At 36.5% G+C, this 18,389-nt stretch carries 12 protein-coding genes; all 12 read left to right on the top strand.

Going from position 1 to position 18,389, the window contains the following annotated elements; all coding sequences use genetic code 11:
* The first annotated feature begins 16 nt into the window (after positions 1-16).
* The gene (locus AC51AA_RS01975; protein WP_500704070.1) at positions 17-3,355 is read left to right on the top strand and encodes a SusC/RagA family TonB-linked outer membrane protein; all 3,339 of its coding nucleotides are present in this window, start codon (positions 17-19) and stop codon (positions 3,353-3,355) included.
* Between the two features lie 11 nt (positions 3,356-3,366).
* Positions 3,367-4,686, top strand: a complete 1,320-nt coding sequence (locus tag AC51AA_RS01970) for a RagB/SusD family nutrient uptake outer membrane protein (RefSeq protein ID WP_500704069.1) — start codon at positions 3,367-3,369, stop codon at positions 4,684-4,686.
* 59 nt (positions 4,687-4,745) lie between these two features.
* Positions 4,746-5,504 carry a LytR/AlgR family response regulator transcription factor gene (locus AC51AA_RS01965; protein WP_500704068.1) on the top strand — a complete coding sequence of 253 codons (759 nt, stop codon included), beginning with the start codon at positions 4,746-4,748 and terminating at the stop codon, positions 5,502-5,504.
* Positions 5,505-5,701: 197 nt separating this feature from the next.
* Positions 5,702-6,934 (top strand): ROK family transcriptional regulator, encoded by a 1,233-nt coding sequence (locus tag AC51AA_RS01960; protein ID WP_500704067.1) that lies wholly within the window; start codon positions 5,702-5,704, stop codon positions 6,932-6,934.
* A gap of 647 nt (positions 6,935-7,581) precedes the next feature.
* Positions 7,582-8,502: a dihydrodipicolinate synthase family protein gene (locus AC51AA_RS01955; RefSeq protein WP_500704066.1), complete on the top strand. Its 921-nt coding sequence runs from the start codon at positions 7,582-7,584 to the stop codon at positions 8,500-8,502.
* A gap of 30 nt (positions 8,503-8,532) precedes the next feature.
* Positions 8,533-9,705 (top strand): galactose oxidase, encoded by a 1,173-nt coding sequence (locus tag AC51AA_RS01950; RefSeq protein ID WP_500704065.1) that lies wholly within the window; start codon positions 8,533-8,535, stop codon positions 9,703-9,705.
* A gap of 51 nt (positions 9,706-9,756) precedes the next feature.
* On the top strand, positions 9,757-10,989 hold the full coding sequence (locus AC51AA_RS01945; protein WP_500704064.1) for an MFS transporter: 1,233 nt from the start codon (positions 9,757-9,759) through the stop codon (positions 10,987-10,989).
* A gap of 131 nt (positions 10,990-11,120) precedes the next feature.
* On the top strand, positions 11,121-13,232 hold the full coding sequence (locus AC51AA_RS01940; RefSeq protein ID WP_500704063.1) for a GDSL-type esterase/lipase family protein: 2,112 nt from the start codon (positions 11,121-11,123) through the stop codon (positions 13,230-13,232).
* Between the two features lie 119 nt (positions 13,233-13,351).
* On the top strand, positions 13,352-14,536 hold the full coding sequence (locus AC51AA_RS01935) for an AGE family epimerase/isomerase (RefSeq protein ID WP_500704062.1): 1,185 nt from the start codon (positions 13,352-13,354) through the stop codon (positions 14,534-14,536).
* Positions 14,537-14,683: 147 nt separating this feature from the next.
* Complete coding sequence (locus AC51AA_RS01930) at positions 14,684-15,829, top strand: sialidase family protein (protein ID WP_500704061.1); 1,146 nt, start codon at positions 14,684-14,686, stop codon at positions 15,827-15,829.
* Between the two features lie 64 nt (positions 15,830-15,893).
* Positions 15,894-17,033, top strand: coding sequence for an N-acetylglucosamine-6-phosphate deacetylase (gene nagA, locus AC51AA_RS01925; protein WP_500704060.1), 1,140 nt, complete (start codon positions 15,894-15,896; stop codon positions 17,031-17,033).
* Between the two features lies 1 nt (position 17,034).
* A complete protein-coding gene (locus AC51AA_RS01920) occupies positions 17,035-17,946 on the top strand; it encodes a DMT family transporter (RefSeq protein WP_500704059.1) in 912 nt (303 codons plus the stop codon).
* Positions 17,947-18,389 lie beyond the last annotated feature (443 nt).

The following is an 18,389-nucleotide window of genomic DNA, read 5'->3' as shown; positions in this document are numbered from 1 at the left end:
TAATTAAAACCATAAAATGAAACAATTATTTTACATCTTGAGCTTTTTCCTGACGGTGGTTGGGTATGCCCAAGAAACACGAACGATTACCGGAAAAGTAATCGATGCGCAAGACAAGTTACCCATTCCTGGTGCCACTGTTTATGTGGAGAATTCTTCGGTTTCCAATAGTACCCAACAAAAAGGTGTTATCGAAAGCGCTAGTATCGGAACGGTTACTGATTTTGATGGAAATTTTGAATTAAAAATAAACAATGCAACTACTAGTATTCGAGTTACCTATATGGGATACCAAGCCTATACCATCGAAATCACTGGACAAAACAACTATAATGTTGCTTTAAAAGCAGACTTAAGTGAACTAAAAGAAGTAGTGGTAACAGGTTACCAAAAAATTGAAAAAAGAAAATTGACTTCTGCTGTGGCTAAAGTCGATATGACCGATATCAAACAAGCCGGTGTTGGAAGTTTAGACCAAATGTTAATTGGACAGGTTGCTGGTGTAGCGGTTACGCAGCAAACAGGAGCACCTGGAACGGCAGCCAAAATTAGAATTCGTGGTACGGCTTCACTTAACGGTGCTCAAGATCCTTTATGGGTTCTGGATGGTTTGCCATTAGAAAGTAATGATGTTCCTAAAAATTATGACAAGGACAATATTGATGTATTGACTAACTTTTCTATTGCGGGATTAAACCCAGATGATATTAAAGACATTACCATCCTAAAAGATGCTGCTGCTACTGCTATTTATGGAGCAAGAGCTGCAAATGGTGTAATTGTGGTAACGACCAAAAAAGGAAAAAAAGGGAGTATGAAAGTTAATTTCACGGCCAATACTTTCGTGACTCAAAAACCTGACTTTTCAAAATTAAACTTATTAAATGCTTCACAGAAAGTAGACCTAGAACTATCAATGGCTGCTAGAGAGGATTTAACCTATAGAGATACAAACGGTGAAATTGCTCGTATTCTGAACAAGAATAATGAATTAGACACCTTTAGAGCAGGAGGATTTTCATCGCTAAGTGGACAAACACAAAATGCGATTAATGCTTTAAGAAACAACAATACCAATTGGGGAAACTTATTGTATCAAAGTGCTATAAACAAACAATACGGTTTAAGCATGTCAGGCGGTGGAGAAAAATCAGATTATTACTTCTCGTTGGGAACTTATAATGAAGAAGGAGCTTCTATCGGAACTGGTTTCGACAGATACAACCTTACTTTAAAAAACAACTTTGATGTAACCGATAAATTACGTGTTGGTATTGGAATATTTGGTACCCAAAGTAAAACGAAATCATACATTACCGATACGGATGCCTTTACCAATCCTGCCAACTACTCCAGAAATGTAAACCCTTATTTGACTCCATTTAATGCTGATGGAACTTACAAATATGATCAAGACATTAGTGGATATTCAGGTCGCTACGTACCTTTTAATATCTTAGAGGAAAGAGAAAATACGAATTATGAATTAAATGCAAGGTCTATAAAAGCCGTACTTGATATCGATTATACGATTACAAGAGGCTTGAAATTAAGCTCACAAGTGGGTTTACAGCTTGATAATAATTCTTCTGAAAAATATGCTGGTAAAGAAACTTATTTCACTAGAAAAGAAAGAGAAAAATCGCGTTACTTTAAAAATGGAGTGGCTTCTTACTTTCTTCCTAATGGTGGAATTATTCAAAATTCAAACTCTGACTTTTTCCAATACAACTGGAAAACCATGTTGAACTACAACACTGTTTTTGCAGAAAAACATGAGTTAGAAGTTATGGTCGGAAGTGAAATGAGAAGAAACAAAAGCACGGCTATCAATACGAAAGGTTTTGGTTTTGATCCCAAAACATTGACCACTATTCCAATTATCTTCCCTAATGAAGATTTTGCCAATAATGCCACATACAGATCCTACTTAAAAAATGAAGGTGAAAATGCATTTGCTTCCTTTTTTGCTACTGCATCATATACATACGATAAAAAATATACTTTCTTTGGAAGTGTTCGCTACGATGGCTCCAACTTATTTGGTGTAGATCCTAAATACAGATACCTTCCATTATGGGCCGCTTCTGGATCTTGGTTAGTATCTCAAGAGGAGTTCTTAAAAGATAATGAAACAGTATCTAACTTAAGATTACGTGCTTCTTACGGTTTACAAGGAAACATCGATAAAGGCACATCCCCTTTTGTTGTTGGAGAATACAAAACAACTACTATTTTACCAGGACAATCAGAACCTATTATTACGGTAATTTCACCTCCAAATAATAAATTGAGATGGGAAAAAACTGCCAATACCAATATGGGAATGGATCTTGGTTTGTTTAATAATCGCATCAATATCGTTACCGATGTTTACGGAAGAAAAAGTACTGATCTAATCGGTTTGCAATCTCTTGCTCTTGAAAACGGTTTTGAATTTACAAATGCCAACTGGGCACAAGTAACCAATAAAGGATATGAAATTGCCTTGTCGACTACCAATATTAATCACCCTAATTTTAAATGGAATACTACCCTTAATTTTGCTCATAACAAGAGCAATGTTGATCGTATCCAAGTAAGATCAAATAGTTTTTTACCCTCAAGAGAAGGACTTCCGGTTAACGCTGTTTTTGCTTTAAAAACCAATGGAATTGATGAAAATGGTTATCCTTTATTTGTAAATAAAAAAGGGGAAACAGTAAATGCACAAACCTTCTTTGGTTTATATGATCCTTATGCAGATTTCTTACCAGGAGAATTAGCGACATCAACACTTACTGCTGAGCAAACAAGAGATTTGTTTACTTATGTAGGTGATTTAGATCCTAAATTCACCGGAGGTTTTACCAATACTTTTAAAATTCATGATTTTGATCTGACTATTGCTACTACTTTCAACCTTAAGCAAACTGTTGTGGAAAGACCTAATTATAACGGAACAAAAGTAGACCGTGGTCAAAATTATACTACAGACATTTTAAATGCATGGTCACCTTCTAATACGGGATCAAATCTACCAGGCATTACAGGTAAAGACTCTGGGACTGGAGATTCATGGATGGCCAATCAATGGTTCGCTGATGCCACTCCAATAGATTTTTACAATTATTTAGATACTTGGGTACATGAAATGAGTTATATGCGTTTAAGCAGTGTTCGTTTAGGATATTCATTACCTAAAAAAGCAAGTCAGAAAATGTTTATGGATAATGTTAGATTCAGTATCGAAGGAAGAAACTTATTTGTAATTAGCTCTGATTACAAAGGTTATTTTGATCCTGAAACTTTTGGAAACATCTACGCTCAACCAATCCCAAGATCATTCACTTTAGGATGTAATCTAACTTTTTAAATTGATTCAAAATGAAAAATATATTAAAATACATATTCTTTTTTGGTGCAGCCATCGCCACAGTAAGTTGTGATGACTATCTTGAAGTACAACCAGTGGGTATTGTAATTCCGGAAACACTTCCAGACTTCAGAGCCGTATTGACCAAAGCCTATTCTGTTTATCCAAAACACAAATCACTGACTGCTGTACGTACAGACGAATTGATTCTTAGTGAATTTACAGATGATTTTGTATTCTACAGAGATGTCCATATCTGGAAAGATGCCAACCCTGATAAAATCACCAAGAGTTTTCAGTACGCAGACTTATACAATGTTATTTTTTATACCAATGTAATTATCAACGAAGCAAGTCAAAAATTAAGTGCTTCTGCGGAAAGAGATCAATTAATTGGAGAGGCTTATGCTTTAAGAGCACTAACCTACTTTGATTTGGTAAACTTATTCGGTAAACCTTATAATGCCGCTACTGCTGCAACGGACAAAGGGGTACCACTAGCTTTAGAAATAGATTTAGAGCAAGCTTACATCCCTGAAAGTGTAGCGGTAATTTACAGCCAGGTAATCTCTGATAACCAAGAAGCTCAAAAACTGCTCAACTTAGATACGCAAATAAAAGGACTGAACTACCGTTTCTCAAAAGCGGCACTATATGCTTTTGAATCTCGTGTTTACTTGTATCAAAATCAGTGGGCTAAAGCAATCGAGGCGGCAGATAAAGCACTGAGCTATAAAAATGCGTTAATCGACTTAAACACTAAAGCTACAATGCCTAGCAATTATGATGGAGCAGAATCTATATTGGCTCTAGAGGATACTTTTGAAAACCGTTTAAAGGGAGGTTCTTATGCATCCCCTAGTTTAACAGGAGCATATGATAAAGTAAATGACTTACGTTTTACGTTATATTATCAAGCAAGCGGAAGTAGATTCACCTTTAAAAAAGGAGGTGAAATCTCCCAAAAAAGTACGCTTAGAACTTCTGAATTGTACCTAACAAAAGCGGAAGCAGCAGCGCAATTAAGTGATCTTCCTAATGCAAGAACAACTGTGTTGGCTTTTATCAAAAACAGATACAATGCTACCGCTTATGATCAGTTAAGTAATTCGCTTGCTACCATGACACAAACGCAACTTCTTGATTTTATAGGTCAAGAAAGACAACGTGAGTTTGCTGTAGAGGGACATCGTTGGTTTGATTTAAGAAGAACTTCTCAAAAACAAATCATACATACTGTCGATGGAGATGCTTATACCTTGATCCAAAATGATCCGAGATATACACTACCCTTCCCTAAAGATGCCAAATTAAACAATCCCGATTTATAAGAATACTAGCTCCGTTTTTTAACGGAGCTTTTTTTTACCTTTGCCAGAAAAAAATCGAAATGAAAATAGTCATTATTGAAGACGAATACCTCGCTTCAAACTATCTAAAATCAATTCTCGAACAGCAAAGTATCATTCCTATTAGTGCCATCACACTAATTAAATCAGTGAAAGATGCGGTGGTGTTTTTCAATGAGAACACGGTTGATCTCGCCTTCATGGATATTCATCTGGGAGACGGTAAGAGTCTTGATATTTTCGAAAAAACTACTGTTTCATGTCCAGTGATTTTTGTAACGGCTTATGATTCTTATGCCGTTAAAGTCTTTAAGCATTTCACCATTGATTACCTTCTTAAACCCTATGAAGAAGAAGATTTATTAGAAGCCTTAGCCAAATACAAAAACATAAAAGAAAGCTTTAACCCCAACCCCATTGTGGAGTCTTTGGTTGAAATTGAAAACCAAAACAATATACAACATCACTTTTTAGTTAATCATAGAGACAAACTCCTATCGATTAATGACAGCAGCATTACGTACTTTTTTGCCACTGGAAAGCACCTTTTTATCAGTACCGATTCCGGTAACAGTTACTTATACAATAGCAATCTTAAAGACCTAAAGTACAAACTAGACCCCAAGCTTTTCTTTAAAATAAACAGAAAATATATCCTCAACAGAAATACGATTCAAGAAATCGTGAAGCACTCTAGCCAAAAAATAGAACTACTACTCAATGTATCTTTACCTGATACTGAACCTATTATACTAAGCAAAAAAGAAATTAGTAATTTCAAAAACTGGCTTGATTCCTAAAAATATTTACCTATCTTCCTCCTCTTCTTAAATATCTAATACAAACACTTACTAGCAAATCCTTTTTCTGCTATTTGATTTTTATTATATCGCTTTAAATAGAAAAATATTTTAATATTGCAAGTTAATTTGTATTATTATTTAAAAAATACCTTAGATTTGCAAGACATACCCAGAAACTACTAAACAACAGAACGATGAGCTTAAAAGATTTATTAGACGTTAGTAAAGATAAAACCCTATCTGGTCAAAAATGGCATATGCTAAGGCAATCCATTACCAAACGTTTATTGTCTGGCGGTAATTCTACTATGGCTGAATTAAGTACTGAACTACAATCTAGTGTACCTACAATCACCAAAGCTGTAAATGAATTGTTAGCTGAAGGTTATGTGGTGGATATGGGGAAAATTACCAATAGTGGAGGAAGAAGACCTTCTCTATATAGTATCAACCCGACCTGTGCCTACTTTTTAGGTGTAGAAGTAGGAATTTCAAGTATGTCTATTGGACTACAAAATATAAAAAACGAATTGGTTAGTGTTGAACTCGGCACTTCGTTTATCTTAGAGAATACCCAAAAATCTTTACTTACCTTTTGTGAACTAATCAACTCCTTTATAGAGGATAGTTCCGTTGAGAAAAAAATGATAGTGGGTGTTTGCATCAACTTCTCTGGTCGTATCAATTCTATGGAAGGTTTTAGCTACAACTATTTCTTTAGCGAAAACAGACCCTTGACCGAAATTATCTCTGAGCAATTAGATTTACCTGTTCATTTAGAAAATGATACTCGTGCCATGACTTTTGGTGAATACTGTGAGGGTGTCGTAGACGATGAACAAAACATCATCTTTGTCAATTATAGTTGGGGTGTGGCCATCGGAATGATTACCGATGGAAAGCTGTATTATGGAAAATCGGGTTATTCTGGAGAATTTGGACATAGTACGATTTTCAATAACAACATTATGTGTCAATGTGGGAAATTAGGTTGTTTAGAAACCGAAATTTCTGGCTGGGCCCTCATCAATCAATTCAAAGAAGCTATCGCAGAAGGAAAACAATCCAAAGTAGTCCTCGATGATAACTCTCCTATCCTTCAGCACCATGCCATTATTACTGGAGCTGTTAAACTGGAAGATACTTTATGTATCGATTTAATTACCAAACAGAGTGAAAATATGGGACGTTACCTATCCATATTACTCAACATATTCAATCCCGATTTATTAGTGGTGGGTGGTGATTTTGCCCAATTAGGCGACTTTGCCCTCCTACCTATACAATCAGCCTTAAAAAAATATTCTTTAGGACTGGTTAATCGTGATATGAAACTTAAAAAATCTACTTTAGGCCGTCGTGCTGGTGTTATTGGCGCATGTTGCGTGATAAAAGAAAAGATGTTATCTCCCTATATTAACAGTTAAATTTCATTATAATGTATTTAATTATTAAAATATTTTAATAACGTTTGTTTTCATATTAAAATATTTTATATCTTTACAATGTTATAATAAATTGTTTCGCTGATTATTCTACCAAACAGTACTTATTAAACTTTCTTTTACTTTTAGTTTCTTTTAGTAATGAAATTGTTTATACATATTATGTACAAACAAAACAGCTTTTATCTGCAGCTACAAATAGCCTGCTTTTAATGCTGTAGCTTTCAAATCTAAAAACAAAACAGCCCTAAACAAGTTGTTGGAAAAAAAGCGAATCTAAAGAATAGTCCGAAAAATAAGTGCAGCACGGTAGTAAAAGACATCCTATCAAGATAGCAGACGGCAATACCAATTCATTATTAAAAAAATATTTTTTCATTGCTAAAAAAACAGCCATGTGATACGCATCGCTGCTAAACTCCTAGCACAGGAACAAGCAATAGTAAAGGACTAAATAAGTTTTTAACAATAGTATAATTAACCAGAGTATTTCAAGAGTATGATTATTCTACAAAAAAACTGCGTTAATGCGTTTTAGTCTCATTAAATTTAAACATTAGATTGGTGATTTTATAAATTTCCAGTTCTATAAATCAAAATAAAAAAAACAAACAAAAAAACAAAACATCATGAAAATCGAACACTTACAAGGTCTTATTTCAGCTCCTTTCACCCCATTTGATAGTAACGGAAAATTAGATGTTAGCTTAATTCCTGCTTACTATGCTTTTTTAAAAAGAAACAAAGTTACTGGAGCATTCATTAATGGTTCTACAGGAGAAGGTGTATCCATTACCTTAGAAGAAAAGAAAGCAGTAGCACAAGCTTGGGCAGACTGTTCCAATCACGATGCTGATTTTAAAGTAATGGTTTTTCTTGGAGGAACTTGCTTAGCAGATTGTATTGATTTAGCTAAACATGCTTACGAAATTGGTTTGTACGCTGTTTCTTTAACAGGAGCCTTTTACTTTAAACCATCAAATGTAGATACACTAGCTGAAATTTGTATTAAAGTGGGCGAAAGTGTTCCTAATATGCCTTTCTATTATTATCACATCCCAGTATTAACAGGAGTGAACATTGCTATGTATGATTTGGTAAGAGCCTTAGATGGTAAACTTCCAAACTTTGCAGGAGTAAAATATACACACGAAGATTTCATGGACTTCCAAAGCTGTATGAGTTATCAAGACGGAAAATTCGATATGCTTTGGGGACGTGATGAAAACATGTTATCGGCCTTAGTATTGGGTGCTAAAGGTGCAGTAGGAAGTACTTTTAACTATGCCGCTCCTTTATATTATGATTTAATTGATGCCTTTAATGCGAACGATTTGGTTAAAGCACGTAAGCTTCAACAAAAATCAATTGATATGATTCGCTTTTTAGGTAAATATGGTGGTATCTCAGTAGGTAAAGCCTATATGAAATTAGTAGGTCAAAATTTAGGGGAATTTAGATTACCCGTTAAAAACATGTCAGCCGAACAATTTGAGTTATTCAAAAAAGATGTGGCAAGCTTAGATTTCGATGCTTTTAAATCAAAATAATCTTAGTTCGTTTTCTCTAAAACAAACACTATGAATACATCATTTTCTTACCTAATCCTTACTCTTTTTATTATGTCAACAACAGTTGGGTTTTCTCAAAAAGCTACTATCTCAAAAGTCGAATGGAAAAAAGCTGCTCACTTGCAAAATGCAGATGGAAGTCTTTCCTTGGGATTCGCGGGGCCAATTAATGGTGTAAGTAACGATGTTTTAATCGTTGCAGGCGGAGCCAATTTTCAAGATAAAATGCCTTGGGAGGGTGGAAAAAAACATTATTCAGATGAAATTCATGTCTTGCAAAAAAAAGGGAATCACTATACTTGGAATAAAAAAGTACAGGCTAGATTAGCCGAACCTATCGCCTATGCAGGTACTACCACTACAAACTCGGGTATCGTTTATGTAGGCGGTGAAAATCAAAATGGTTTTTCCAATAAAGCGTATTTACTCACTTGGAATTGCGATAAAAATGAAGTGGAAACTAAAACTTTACCTGATTTTCCACTAGCCATAACCAATATAGCCCTTACTCATAAGGACAATGTTGTTTATGCCCTTGGTGGAGATCTTGCTACAACATCCTCGGATGCTGTTTTCAGCCTAGATTTAAAGGCAGAAAAACCAGTATGGAAAGTCTTACCCAACTTGCCTTTTGCTTTAGCAAATGCGCTTGTAGTGGTACAAAATGATTCTGAAGCAGCGTCCATCTATGTTATTGGAGGTAGAACAAAAACACCTTCGGGCATCAGCGATTTACACAATACTACTTTGGCTTTTGATTTACAAAAACAAGTTTGGGAGAATAAGGCCAACATAAAAGATGACAAAGGCACAACCTGCTTTTCAGCCGGTGCTGGAGTAGCCATAGGAAAAGAAAATATTTTAATAGTAGGTGGTGATAACGGTACTACATTTCATAAAATTGAAACCTATTTATCGCAAATCGCAAAAGCCACTTCAGAAGAAGAAAAATCAAGGCTTATTGCCGATAAAAACATATTAAACACCACGCATAAAGGATTTTACAACGCTATTTTATTATACAACACCCGTACCAATACATGGTCAAAGATAGGCGAATTACCCTTTCTTGCCCAAGTAACTACAACAGCAACGCTATGGAATGGTAAAATTGTTTTATCAAATGGAGAAATAAAGCCCGGAATTCGTACCCCTGATGTAATGCTAGGTACTATCCACTAAGGGACATTAAAAGAGCAGCGCTATTAATAAATTTTTAAAGCATACCAAAATATGAAAAACTCTAAATATTATCCTTGGTTAGTAGTCGCCTTGTTGTGGATTGTAGCCTTACTGAACTATATGGATAGGCAAATGTTAGCGACCATGAGACCATCTATGGAAGCAGACATACCTGAATTAGTTTCCGGTGAAAATTTTGGACGTTTGATGGCTATCTTTCTATGGATTTATGCTTTAATGAGTCCCATATCAGGAATTGTCGCAGACAAATTAAATAGAAAATGGTTAATCATAGGCAGTTTATTTGTTTGGTCAGCCGTTACCTATGCCATGGGTTATGCAACAACCTATAATCAAGTTTATTGGTTAAGAGCACTTATGGGAGTTAGTGAAGCGCTGTATATTCCAGCAGGTTTATCGTTAATTGCCGATTACCATCAGCAGAAAACACGGTCTCTTGCCATTGGAATTCATATGACTGGACTTTATGTAGGATCTGCTTTAGGAGGTTTTGGTGCTACTATCGCTGCAAAATTTTCTTGGCATACAACCTTTCATTATTTTGGAATTATAGGAGTTATTTATTCTGTTGTTTTAGTATTCCTTTTAAGTGAGAAAAAAGTAAAGGAAGTAAAAACTGCGGTATCTCAGCAACAAAAGGATTCTCTCTTTAAAGGATTGGCCTTGCTTTTTACCAACCTTTCTTTTTGGGTCATTTTATTTTATTTCGCGATCATCAGTTTACCAGGATGGGCAACCAAAAATTGGCTACCTACCCTATTTTCAGACAACTTAGGTATTTCCATGGATCAGGCTGGTCCTATAGCCACCATTACCATTTCACTTTCTTCTTTAATTGGGGTAATTTTTGGTGGTATTTTATCCGATAAATGGGTACAAAAAAATATAAAAGGAAGAGTTTATACCAGTGCTATTGGTTTGAGTTTAACCATTCCAGCCTTACTACTGATTGGTTTTGGAAGTTCCTTATTTCATGTGGTGGGCGCCGTTTTATGTTTTGGTATCGGATATGGTATGTTCGATGCTAATAATATGCCGATCATCTGTCAATTCGTTTCTTCTAAACACCGTGCAACGGCCTACGGAATACTCAATATGACAGGAGTGGGTTGTGGAGCCTTGGTCACTTCCTTATTAGGTAAATCAGCAGATTCAGGAACTTTGGGTTCTGGTTTTGCCTTGATGGCCGGAGTTGTACTGGTTGCCTTAATCGTTCAAATTAGTTTTCTGCGTCCAAAAGTCAATGATTTTGCAGGCGTATAAACAATAATAAATAACATCTTTTTTTGATATAAGAAATTTTTAGTTGGCTTTGGTTTTTTTAAGCTAGGGCAAAACCATTGGTTTTGCCCAGCTTTTAAAATGCCTTATTTGTAACACTATTCTAGGAAAAAATGAGTAAAAGAAAACAAAGTATCTTTTTATCCCTATTTTTCATTTCAATGTTTCTCAATCTTGAAATGTTCGCCCAACAGCCCCTGACCAAGATAGCGTGTATAGGAGATTCTGTGACCGCTGGTTATTTACTGACCGACGCCACTACGGAATCCTATCCTTCGCAACTTCAGGTATTGATGGGCAGTAAATATGAGGTAAAAAACTTTGGTCATAGTGGAGCCACTCTTTTGAAAAAAGGAAGTACACCCTATTATAAAACAGAAGCATGTGCCCGTGCTATTGCCTATAAACCAGATATTGCTATTATTCATTTAGGATTAAATGATACTGATCCTAGAAACTGGCCTAACTACAAAGAAGATTTTGATGCCGATTACTCTTGGTTGTTGGATACTTTAAAAAAACAAAATCCAAATGTAAAATTATACATCTGTCGCATGACCCCTATATTTAATGAGCATCCGCGATTTAAATCAGGTACTCGCGATTGGTTCTGGCAAATTCAAGAACATATCACAGCGGTCGCTAAAGCAAATGCTGTAGGTCTAATTGATCTACATGAAAATTTATACCCACGTCCTGATCTTTTTCCAGATGCCTTGCATCCCATAAAAGAAGGCGCAAGTATATTGGCTCAAACCGTTTATAGCAATATAACGCAGGATTTCGGGGGATTAAAATTGGCTACTGTCTTTAGTGATAATATGGTATTACAAAGGAACCAACCCATTGTCATCTATGGTACTGCCAATGGTGGTGACCCAGTGGAAATTACCTTCAATACGATTAAAAAAGTAGTTACAACCAGTAACTATGGCAAATGGAAAGCTATTTTTCCCGCCCTTAAATCTGGTGGCACTCATCAAATAGCGATTTCCTCTAAGGACAAACATATCGTACTAAAAAATATTTTAATTGGTGATGTGTGGTTTTGCTCAGGTCAATCGAATATGGCTTTTCCATTACTTAAATCAGAGCATGGAGCCGCTGAAGTGAAAAACGCCAAGCAAAATATTAAACTGCGCTTGTTCCATTTTAAAGCCATTCAAGAAACCGATGACATACCATGGGATTCTCTTACTTTGGCTAAGACCAATCAATTGAAGTACTTTTCTGGAAATTGGGCCAACTGTGATTCTATCAGTGCCAAAGATTTTTCAGCCATAGCCTTTTACTTCGGTCAACGCATCATCCAAGAAGAAAACGTACCGGTAGGTTTAATAGAGGTAGCCGTTGGCGGTTCACCAATTGAATCTTGGATCGATCGTTACACCTTAGAACATGATGACAAAGTAGTGGATGTGTTAAGCAATTGGCGAAAATCGGATTTTCTGATGCCATGGGTGCGCTCTCGTGCTGATATGAACCTAAAAAATGCTACTAATTCCAAACAGAGACATCCTTATGGACCCGCTTATAATTATGAAGCCGGCGTCACCCAATTTACCGACTTTCCTATTAAAGGATTCCTTTGGTATCAAGGAGAAAGCAATGCTCATAACATAGAATTATATGAACATTTAATGCCCACATTGGTCCAAAGCTGGCGTAAAGCTTGGGGCACTAGCCTACCCTTTTACTATGTACAATTGTCGAGTATAGACCGACCAACCTGGCCTGGCTTTAGAGCAGCACAAAACAATATACAAAAGAAAATTCCCAATAGTGGTATGGCTGTGAGTATGGATTTTGGAGATCCTACCGATGTTCATCCCATCAGGAAAAAACAAGTTGCAGAGCGCTTGGCTTTACTCGCCTTAAAAGGCAGCTATGGAAAAGCAGTGACAGCCAATGGCCCAACTCCTTTAAAAGCCATACAAAAAGGAAATGAAATTCTACTTTCTTTTTCCAATGCCAAACAATTAGCGACAGCCAATGAGAAGGAAGTACTAGGTTTTGAACTAGTCACCGAAAAAGGCAACCGAATCGAATCCAAAGCCCGCATTAGTAAGAACCAAGTGGTACTCTCTATTGCTGAAAACCAAACCATAAAAACCGTTTTATACGCATGGAAACCCTATACCACAGCAAATTTAGTCAATGAAGCCCAGCTTCCTTGTTCTACTTTTTCAATAGAAGTGGACTCTGGTGTCCCTATAAAAAAGTAAGCTCTTTTTAAATTAATCTTAAAAAAAGAAACCCATTGGCACAGTCATTAAAATCACGAACAAACAACAAACTATCAACACTTGGTGAACAAAAAGCACCAGTCTAAAAATATACTAAAATGAGCTATTCAAAAACTGATCTGTTAAATCTAAAAGATTTCTACCAGAACCAATTACTAAACAACACTATACCTTTTTGGTTTCCTCAATCAGTGGACCCCATTCATGGAGGCTATTTATTAATGCGTGATCGAAATGGTGATTTAATTGATGACGACAAATCAGTATGGTTTCAAGGAAGAGCTGCTTGGATGTTGGGGACTCTTTACAATACAATCGAACCCAAACAAGAATGGTTGGAAGGAGCCAAATCTGGAATTGATTTCATGAACAAACATTGTTTTGATACCGATGGCAGAATGTTCTTTCATGTTACGCGTGACGGGAGACCAATTCGCAAACGTCGTTATTATTTTTCCGAAACTTTTGCAGCGATCGCCATGAGTGCCTATGCCAAGGCCAGTGGAGATCAAGCCATTGCGAAGCAAGCACGTCAGTTGTTTGGAGAATGCATCAAATACACCAGTATTCCAGGTTTACTAGAACCCAAATATACAGCGGTACGCCCCTCAAAAGGAATTGGAGCACCGATGATCATGATCAATACAGCCCAACAGTTAAGAGAAAATATTGGAGACCCACGTTGCGATGAATGGATTAGCAAATGGATCGCCGAAATAGAACGAGATTTTGTCAAGGACGATATTAAATGTGTCATGGAACAAGTAGCTCCAGACGGTTCCATAATTGATCATATCGACGGACGCACCTTGAATCCTGGTCATGCGATAGAGGGCGCTTGGTTTATATTGCATGAAGCTAAATACAGAAACAATGATCCTCATTTGATTGCATTAGGTTGTAAGATGTTGGATTATATGTGGGAACGCGGTTGGGACAAAGAACACGGGGGAATCATGTACTTTGTCGACGTATACGGTAAACCTGTTCAGGAATACTGGCAAGACATGAAATTTTGGTGGCCTCATAATGAAGTTATTATTGCCACTCTATTGGCTTATACCCTTACAGGAGATGAAAAATATGCTCAGTGGCACAAAATGATTCATGATTACGCTTATAGCAAATTCCATGATAAAGAAAAGGGTGAATGGTTTGGGTACCTTCACCGAGATGGAACTGTAGCTCAAACAGCAAAGGGTAATCTTTTTAAAGGCCCCTTCCACCTACCACGTCAGGAATGGTACTGTTTACAACTATTAAATGAACACTTAAATAAATAAAATTAATATATTGGTCTAATTATTGGAACTAAGGCTTTCAACAGTTCTTTGCCTGTACCAATACTACAGAATGTATAGGAAACCTTATGCAGAGGAATTTCATCTCCCCTATATAGAAATACAACATAATCATAAACCCGTTTTATCATGAAAAAAATTTTCATATCCTTTTTACTAATTGCTGCTACAGGACTTTATGCTCAAAATGAAACCTATAAAATTGCAGATGGGGTAATCTCACATCAAGATTTATTCAACACCTCTATGGTGAAAGATGTTCAATGCTTTAGAATCCCTTCGATCGTGACCGCTCCTAATGGTGATCTTATCGCAGCCATTGACGAACGTGTACCGGGTTGTGGAGACTTAAAATTTAGCAAAGACATTAACATCGTACAACGCAGAAGTACCGATAATGGTAAAACTTGGTCTGCCATTGAAACGGTAGTGAATTATCCTTTTGGTCAATCTGCCTCAGATCCTTCTATGATTGTGGATCATCAAACCAATGAAATCTTCTTGTTCTATAATTATATGGACTTAGATAAGGAAAAAGATGTTTTTTACTTACACGTAGTAAAGAGTGCGGATAATGGTAAAACCTGGAGTAAAGCACAAGATATCACCAGTCAAATCAGTAAACCAGAATGGCATAATGATTTTAAATTCATCACCTCGGGACGTGGTGCGCAAACGAAAAGTGGAAAGCTGATCCATACTTTGGTGAATTTAAAACAGGGCTTGCATATTTTTAGTAGTGATGATCACGGAAAAACATGGTCTTTGATCGATACCCCTATAAAACCCGCTGATGAATCAAAAATTATCGAATTAGCAGATGGAACTTGGATGATCAACGCCAGAGTGAACAAAGGTGGAATGCGCTATGTGCATACTTCAACAGATCAAGGAAAAACGTGGGACTCAAAAGCAGCACCCAACTTAGTGGATCCAGGTTGCAATGGGGAAATCATTCGATACAGCGCCAAAGCAGATGGATCTGACAAAAACCGCCTCCTTTTTTCAAATGCTAAAATGGAAAAAAACAGAATGAACATGACTGTTCGTGTTAGTTATGACGAAGGGAAAACATGGACAGAAGGAAAAACAATATATGCGGGTCCTTCAGCTTATTCGTCTCTTACTGTTCTGAAAAATGGAGACATCGGTCTTTTCTTCGAAAAGGATGAATACACTAAAAATGAATTTGTGAGCTTTTCTCTAAAATGGTTAACTGACGGAAAAGATACTTTCAAAAAACCTACCAAAAAAAGAAAATCAATAAAGAAATAAAGAACCCTATTAGCCCTTGTGGATCTTCCATTCCCAAGGGCTTTATTTTACATACTGAATCAAAATGAAAAAAGCGATTATCAATACTACTGTACATACTGGTGATGAAATCATTAGTAACGGAGTCATTATTGTCGAGAACGGAATTATACTTTCAATACAAGAAGAAATCCCAAATGATATTGAAACGATTGATTTAAAAGGAAACCATATTGCCGCCGGATTTATAGATATTCAAATCAACGGTGGAGAAAAGCATTATTTTAGTCAAACGCCTACTGAAGCCACTATCGAAGACATCTATCAAACAAGTCTTCAGTATGGTACTACCCATATGCTTCCTTGTTTGATATCCTCTTCTCACGAAACCATTCTTCAGGGAATTGAAGCCGTTCGTGCTTATATGAAAAAACATGACAATGGGGTCATTGGTATGCATTTGGAAGGTCCTTTTTTGAATCCATTAAAACGTGGGGCTCATAGTATTGATCAGGTACGCAAACCTACAGACCAAGAACTCGAAGAGATTATTCGATTGGGTAAAGATGTCATCAAAGTCATGACCATTGCTCCAGAATGTTTTACAGACAAACAACTTCAAATGTTACTTGATAGCGACATTGTCCTTTCAATAGGACATTCCACTGTTACTTATAAAGAAGCGCAAGCTTATTTCTCGAAAGGAATCAAACTCGTTACCCATTTATTTAATGCCATGACTCAATTTGGACATCGTGAACCTGGTTTGGTTGGAGCTACTTTTGAAAATGAAAAGGTATACGCTCCAGTTATTCTAGATGGTGCGCATTGTGATTACGCTGCTGCTAAAATAGCCTATACGTTAAAACAAGATAAATTCTTCTTGATTAGTGATGCTACGTTTTTAGGTCGTAAAGTAGCCAACTTTAAATGGGACAATTTTGATGCTCATTTAGACAATGGTTTTTATAGAAATGAGGATGGAAATTTGGCCGGAGCCACCATCTCGATGTTAGAAGCGGTACAAAATGCCTATAACCATTTAGCCGTTTCGGCAGATGAAGCTATTCAGATGGCAACTTCACGTGTAGCCAGCGCTATTGGTATGGAGAACAAATTTGGAAAAATAAAACCTGGCTTTCCAGCCTCTTTTGTGCAATTCAATCCTGATTTATCACAGATAGAAACCTTACTTTTTACTAAAGAAAAAAACACTACCACCTAAAATGTTGACCACAGAAAAAAGGATCCCTCTTGGCCGTAAAGTCAAAGAATGGAAAATCATTTTTGCAGGAATTGTTTTTGCCTTTTTATGGGCATCGGCCTCCACGGCTACCAAAATAGGATTACAATCTGCCCAGCCCTTTGTGATTTCGATTTTTAGATTTATAATGGCCGGAAGCATTATGCTTATTATCTCACATCTGTTAATGGCAAAACGCCTTCCACAGAAAAAAGAATGGGTGCAAATTAGTATTTATGGTTTGTTCAATATTACCTTTTATCTGGGTTTATATGTGGTAGCCATGCAAAAAGTATCCGCTGGTTTGGGAAGTTTAGCTGTAGCCACTAATCCTGTATTTATTGTTTTGATTTCGGCGATTTGGTTATCTCACAAAATCAAGTTTAAAAATATACTTAGTTTAATTCTTTGTCTAGCAGGTGTTTTTTTAGCGGCCTATCCCCTTTTACAAAGCAGTTATGCAACCCCCAGCGGTATCCTTATTTTAGTAATCAGTATGATCGCGTATTCACTGGGTACCCTATATTATTCCAGTCAAAACTGGAATGGGCTACACATACTGACCATCAATGGATGGCAAACCATCATTGGGGCTGTATTTCTACTTCCAGTGTTATGGTTTACCTACGAACCTGCTAAAAATATTTTTGATAGCGATTTTTGGTTCTCTACTTCTTGGTTGGCCTTAGCGGTTTCTATTGGGGCGGTACAATTTTGGTTGTACCTCTTAAAAATTAACCCCATCAAAGCTTCTTACTGGCTTTTTTTATGTCCGATATTCGGCTTTTTAATTGCTTATTTCATGGTAAATGAACCCCTTAGTTGGTATACTTTATTAGGTGTAATCTTGGTTATCATCGGTTTGTACACCAGCCTTACCATTGAAAAAAAATAAAATGCATCCAACACTTGAACATCATAAAAGCTAATAGGGATTCTCCAAGCCACTATTAGCGCTAAAACCTAGAGGATTTAAAATTCACTAGGACCTACCAAGTTCCCATTGGTGACAGTTGCCTCCAATGGGATCTTAATCCCCCCCTTCCCTTTGGCCTACTTCTATTGAAGTAGAAGCCCTTTTCACTTGAGCTGCCCGCGGTAATCTTAAAAAGATTTTAGAACTGTTTTCAGTAAACAGCTCTACAACGCTTTACGCACGGGCCCCTTTAGTGGTAGTAAGTCTTCGTTATTTCACCTCACCTCCAAGGACATATAGAGGACGAAGCAGCTGCCGTTTACCAAGATCTGGAGCATTAAACCAATCTAAAATAAGCACGAATTTTCTTTATCTTTTTTAATAAACTCTATTGTTTTATACAGTTTATTGGTACTTTTGCA

The organism is Flavobacterium sp. OHVDL-2026-0007 (genome assembly GCF_059882335.1).
Note: the sequence above shows the minus strand (reverse complement) of the source record. Positions and strands in the feature narration are given on the sequence as shown.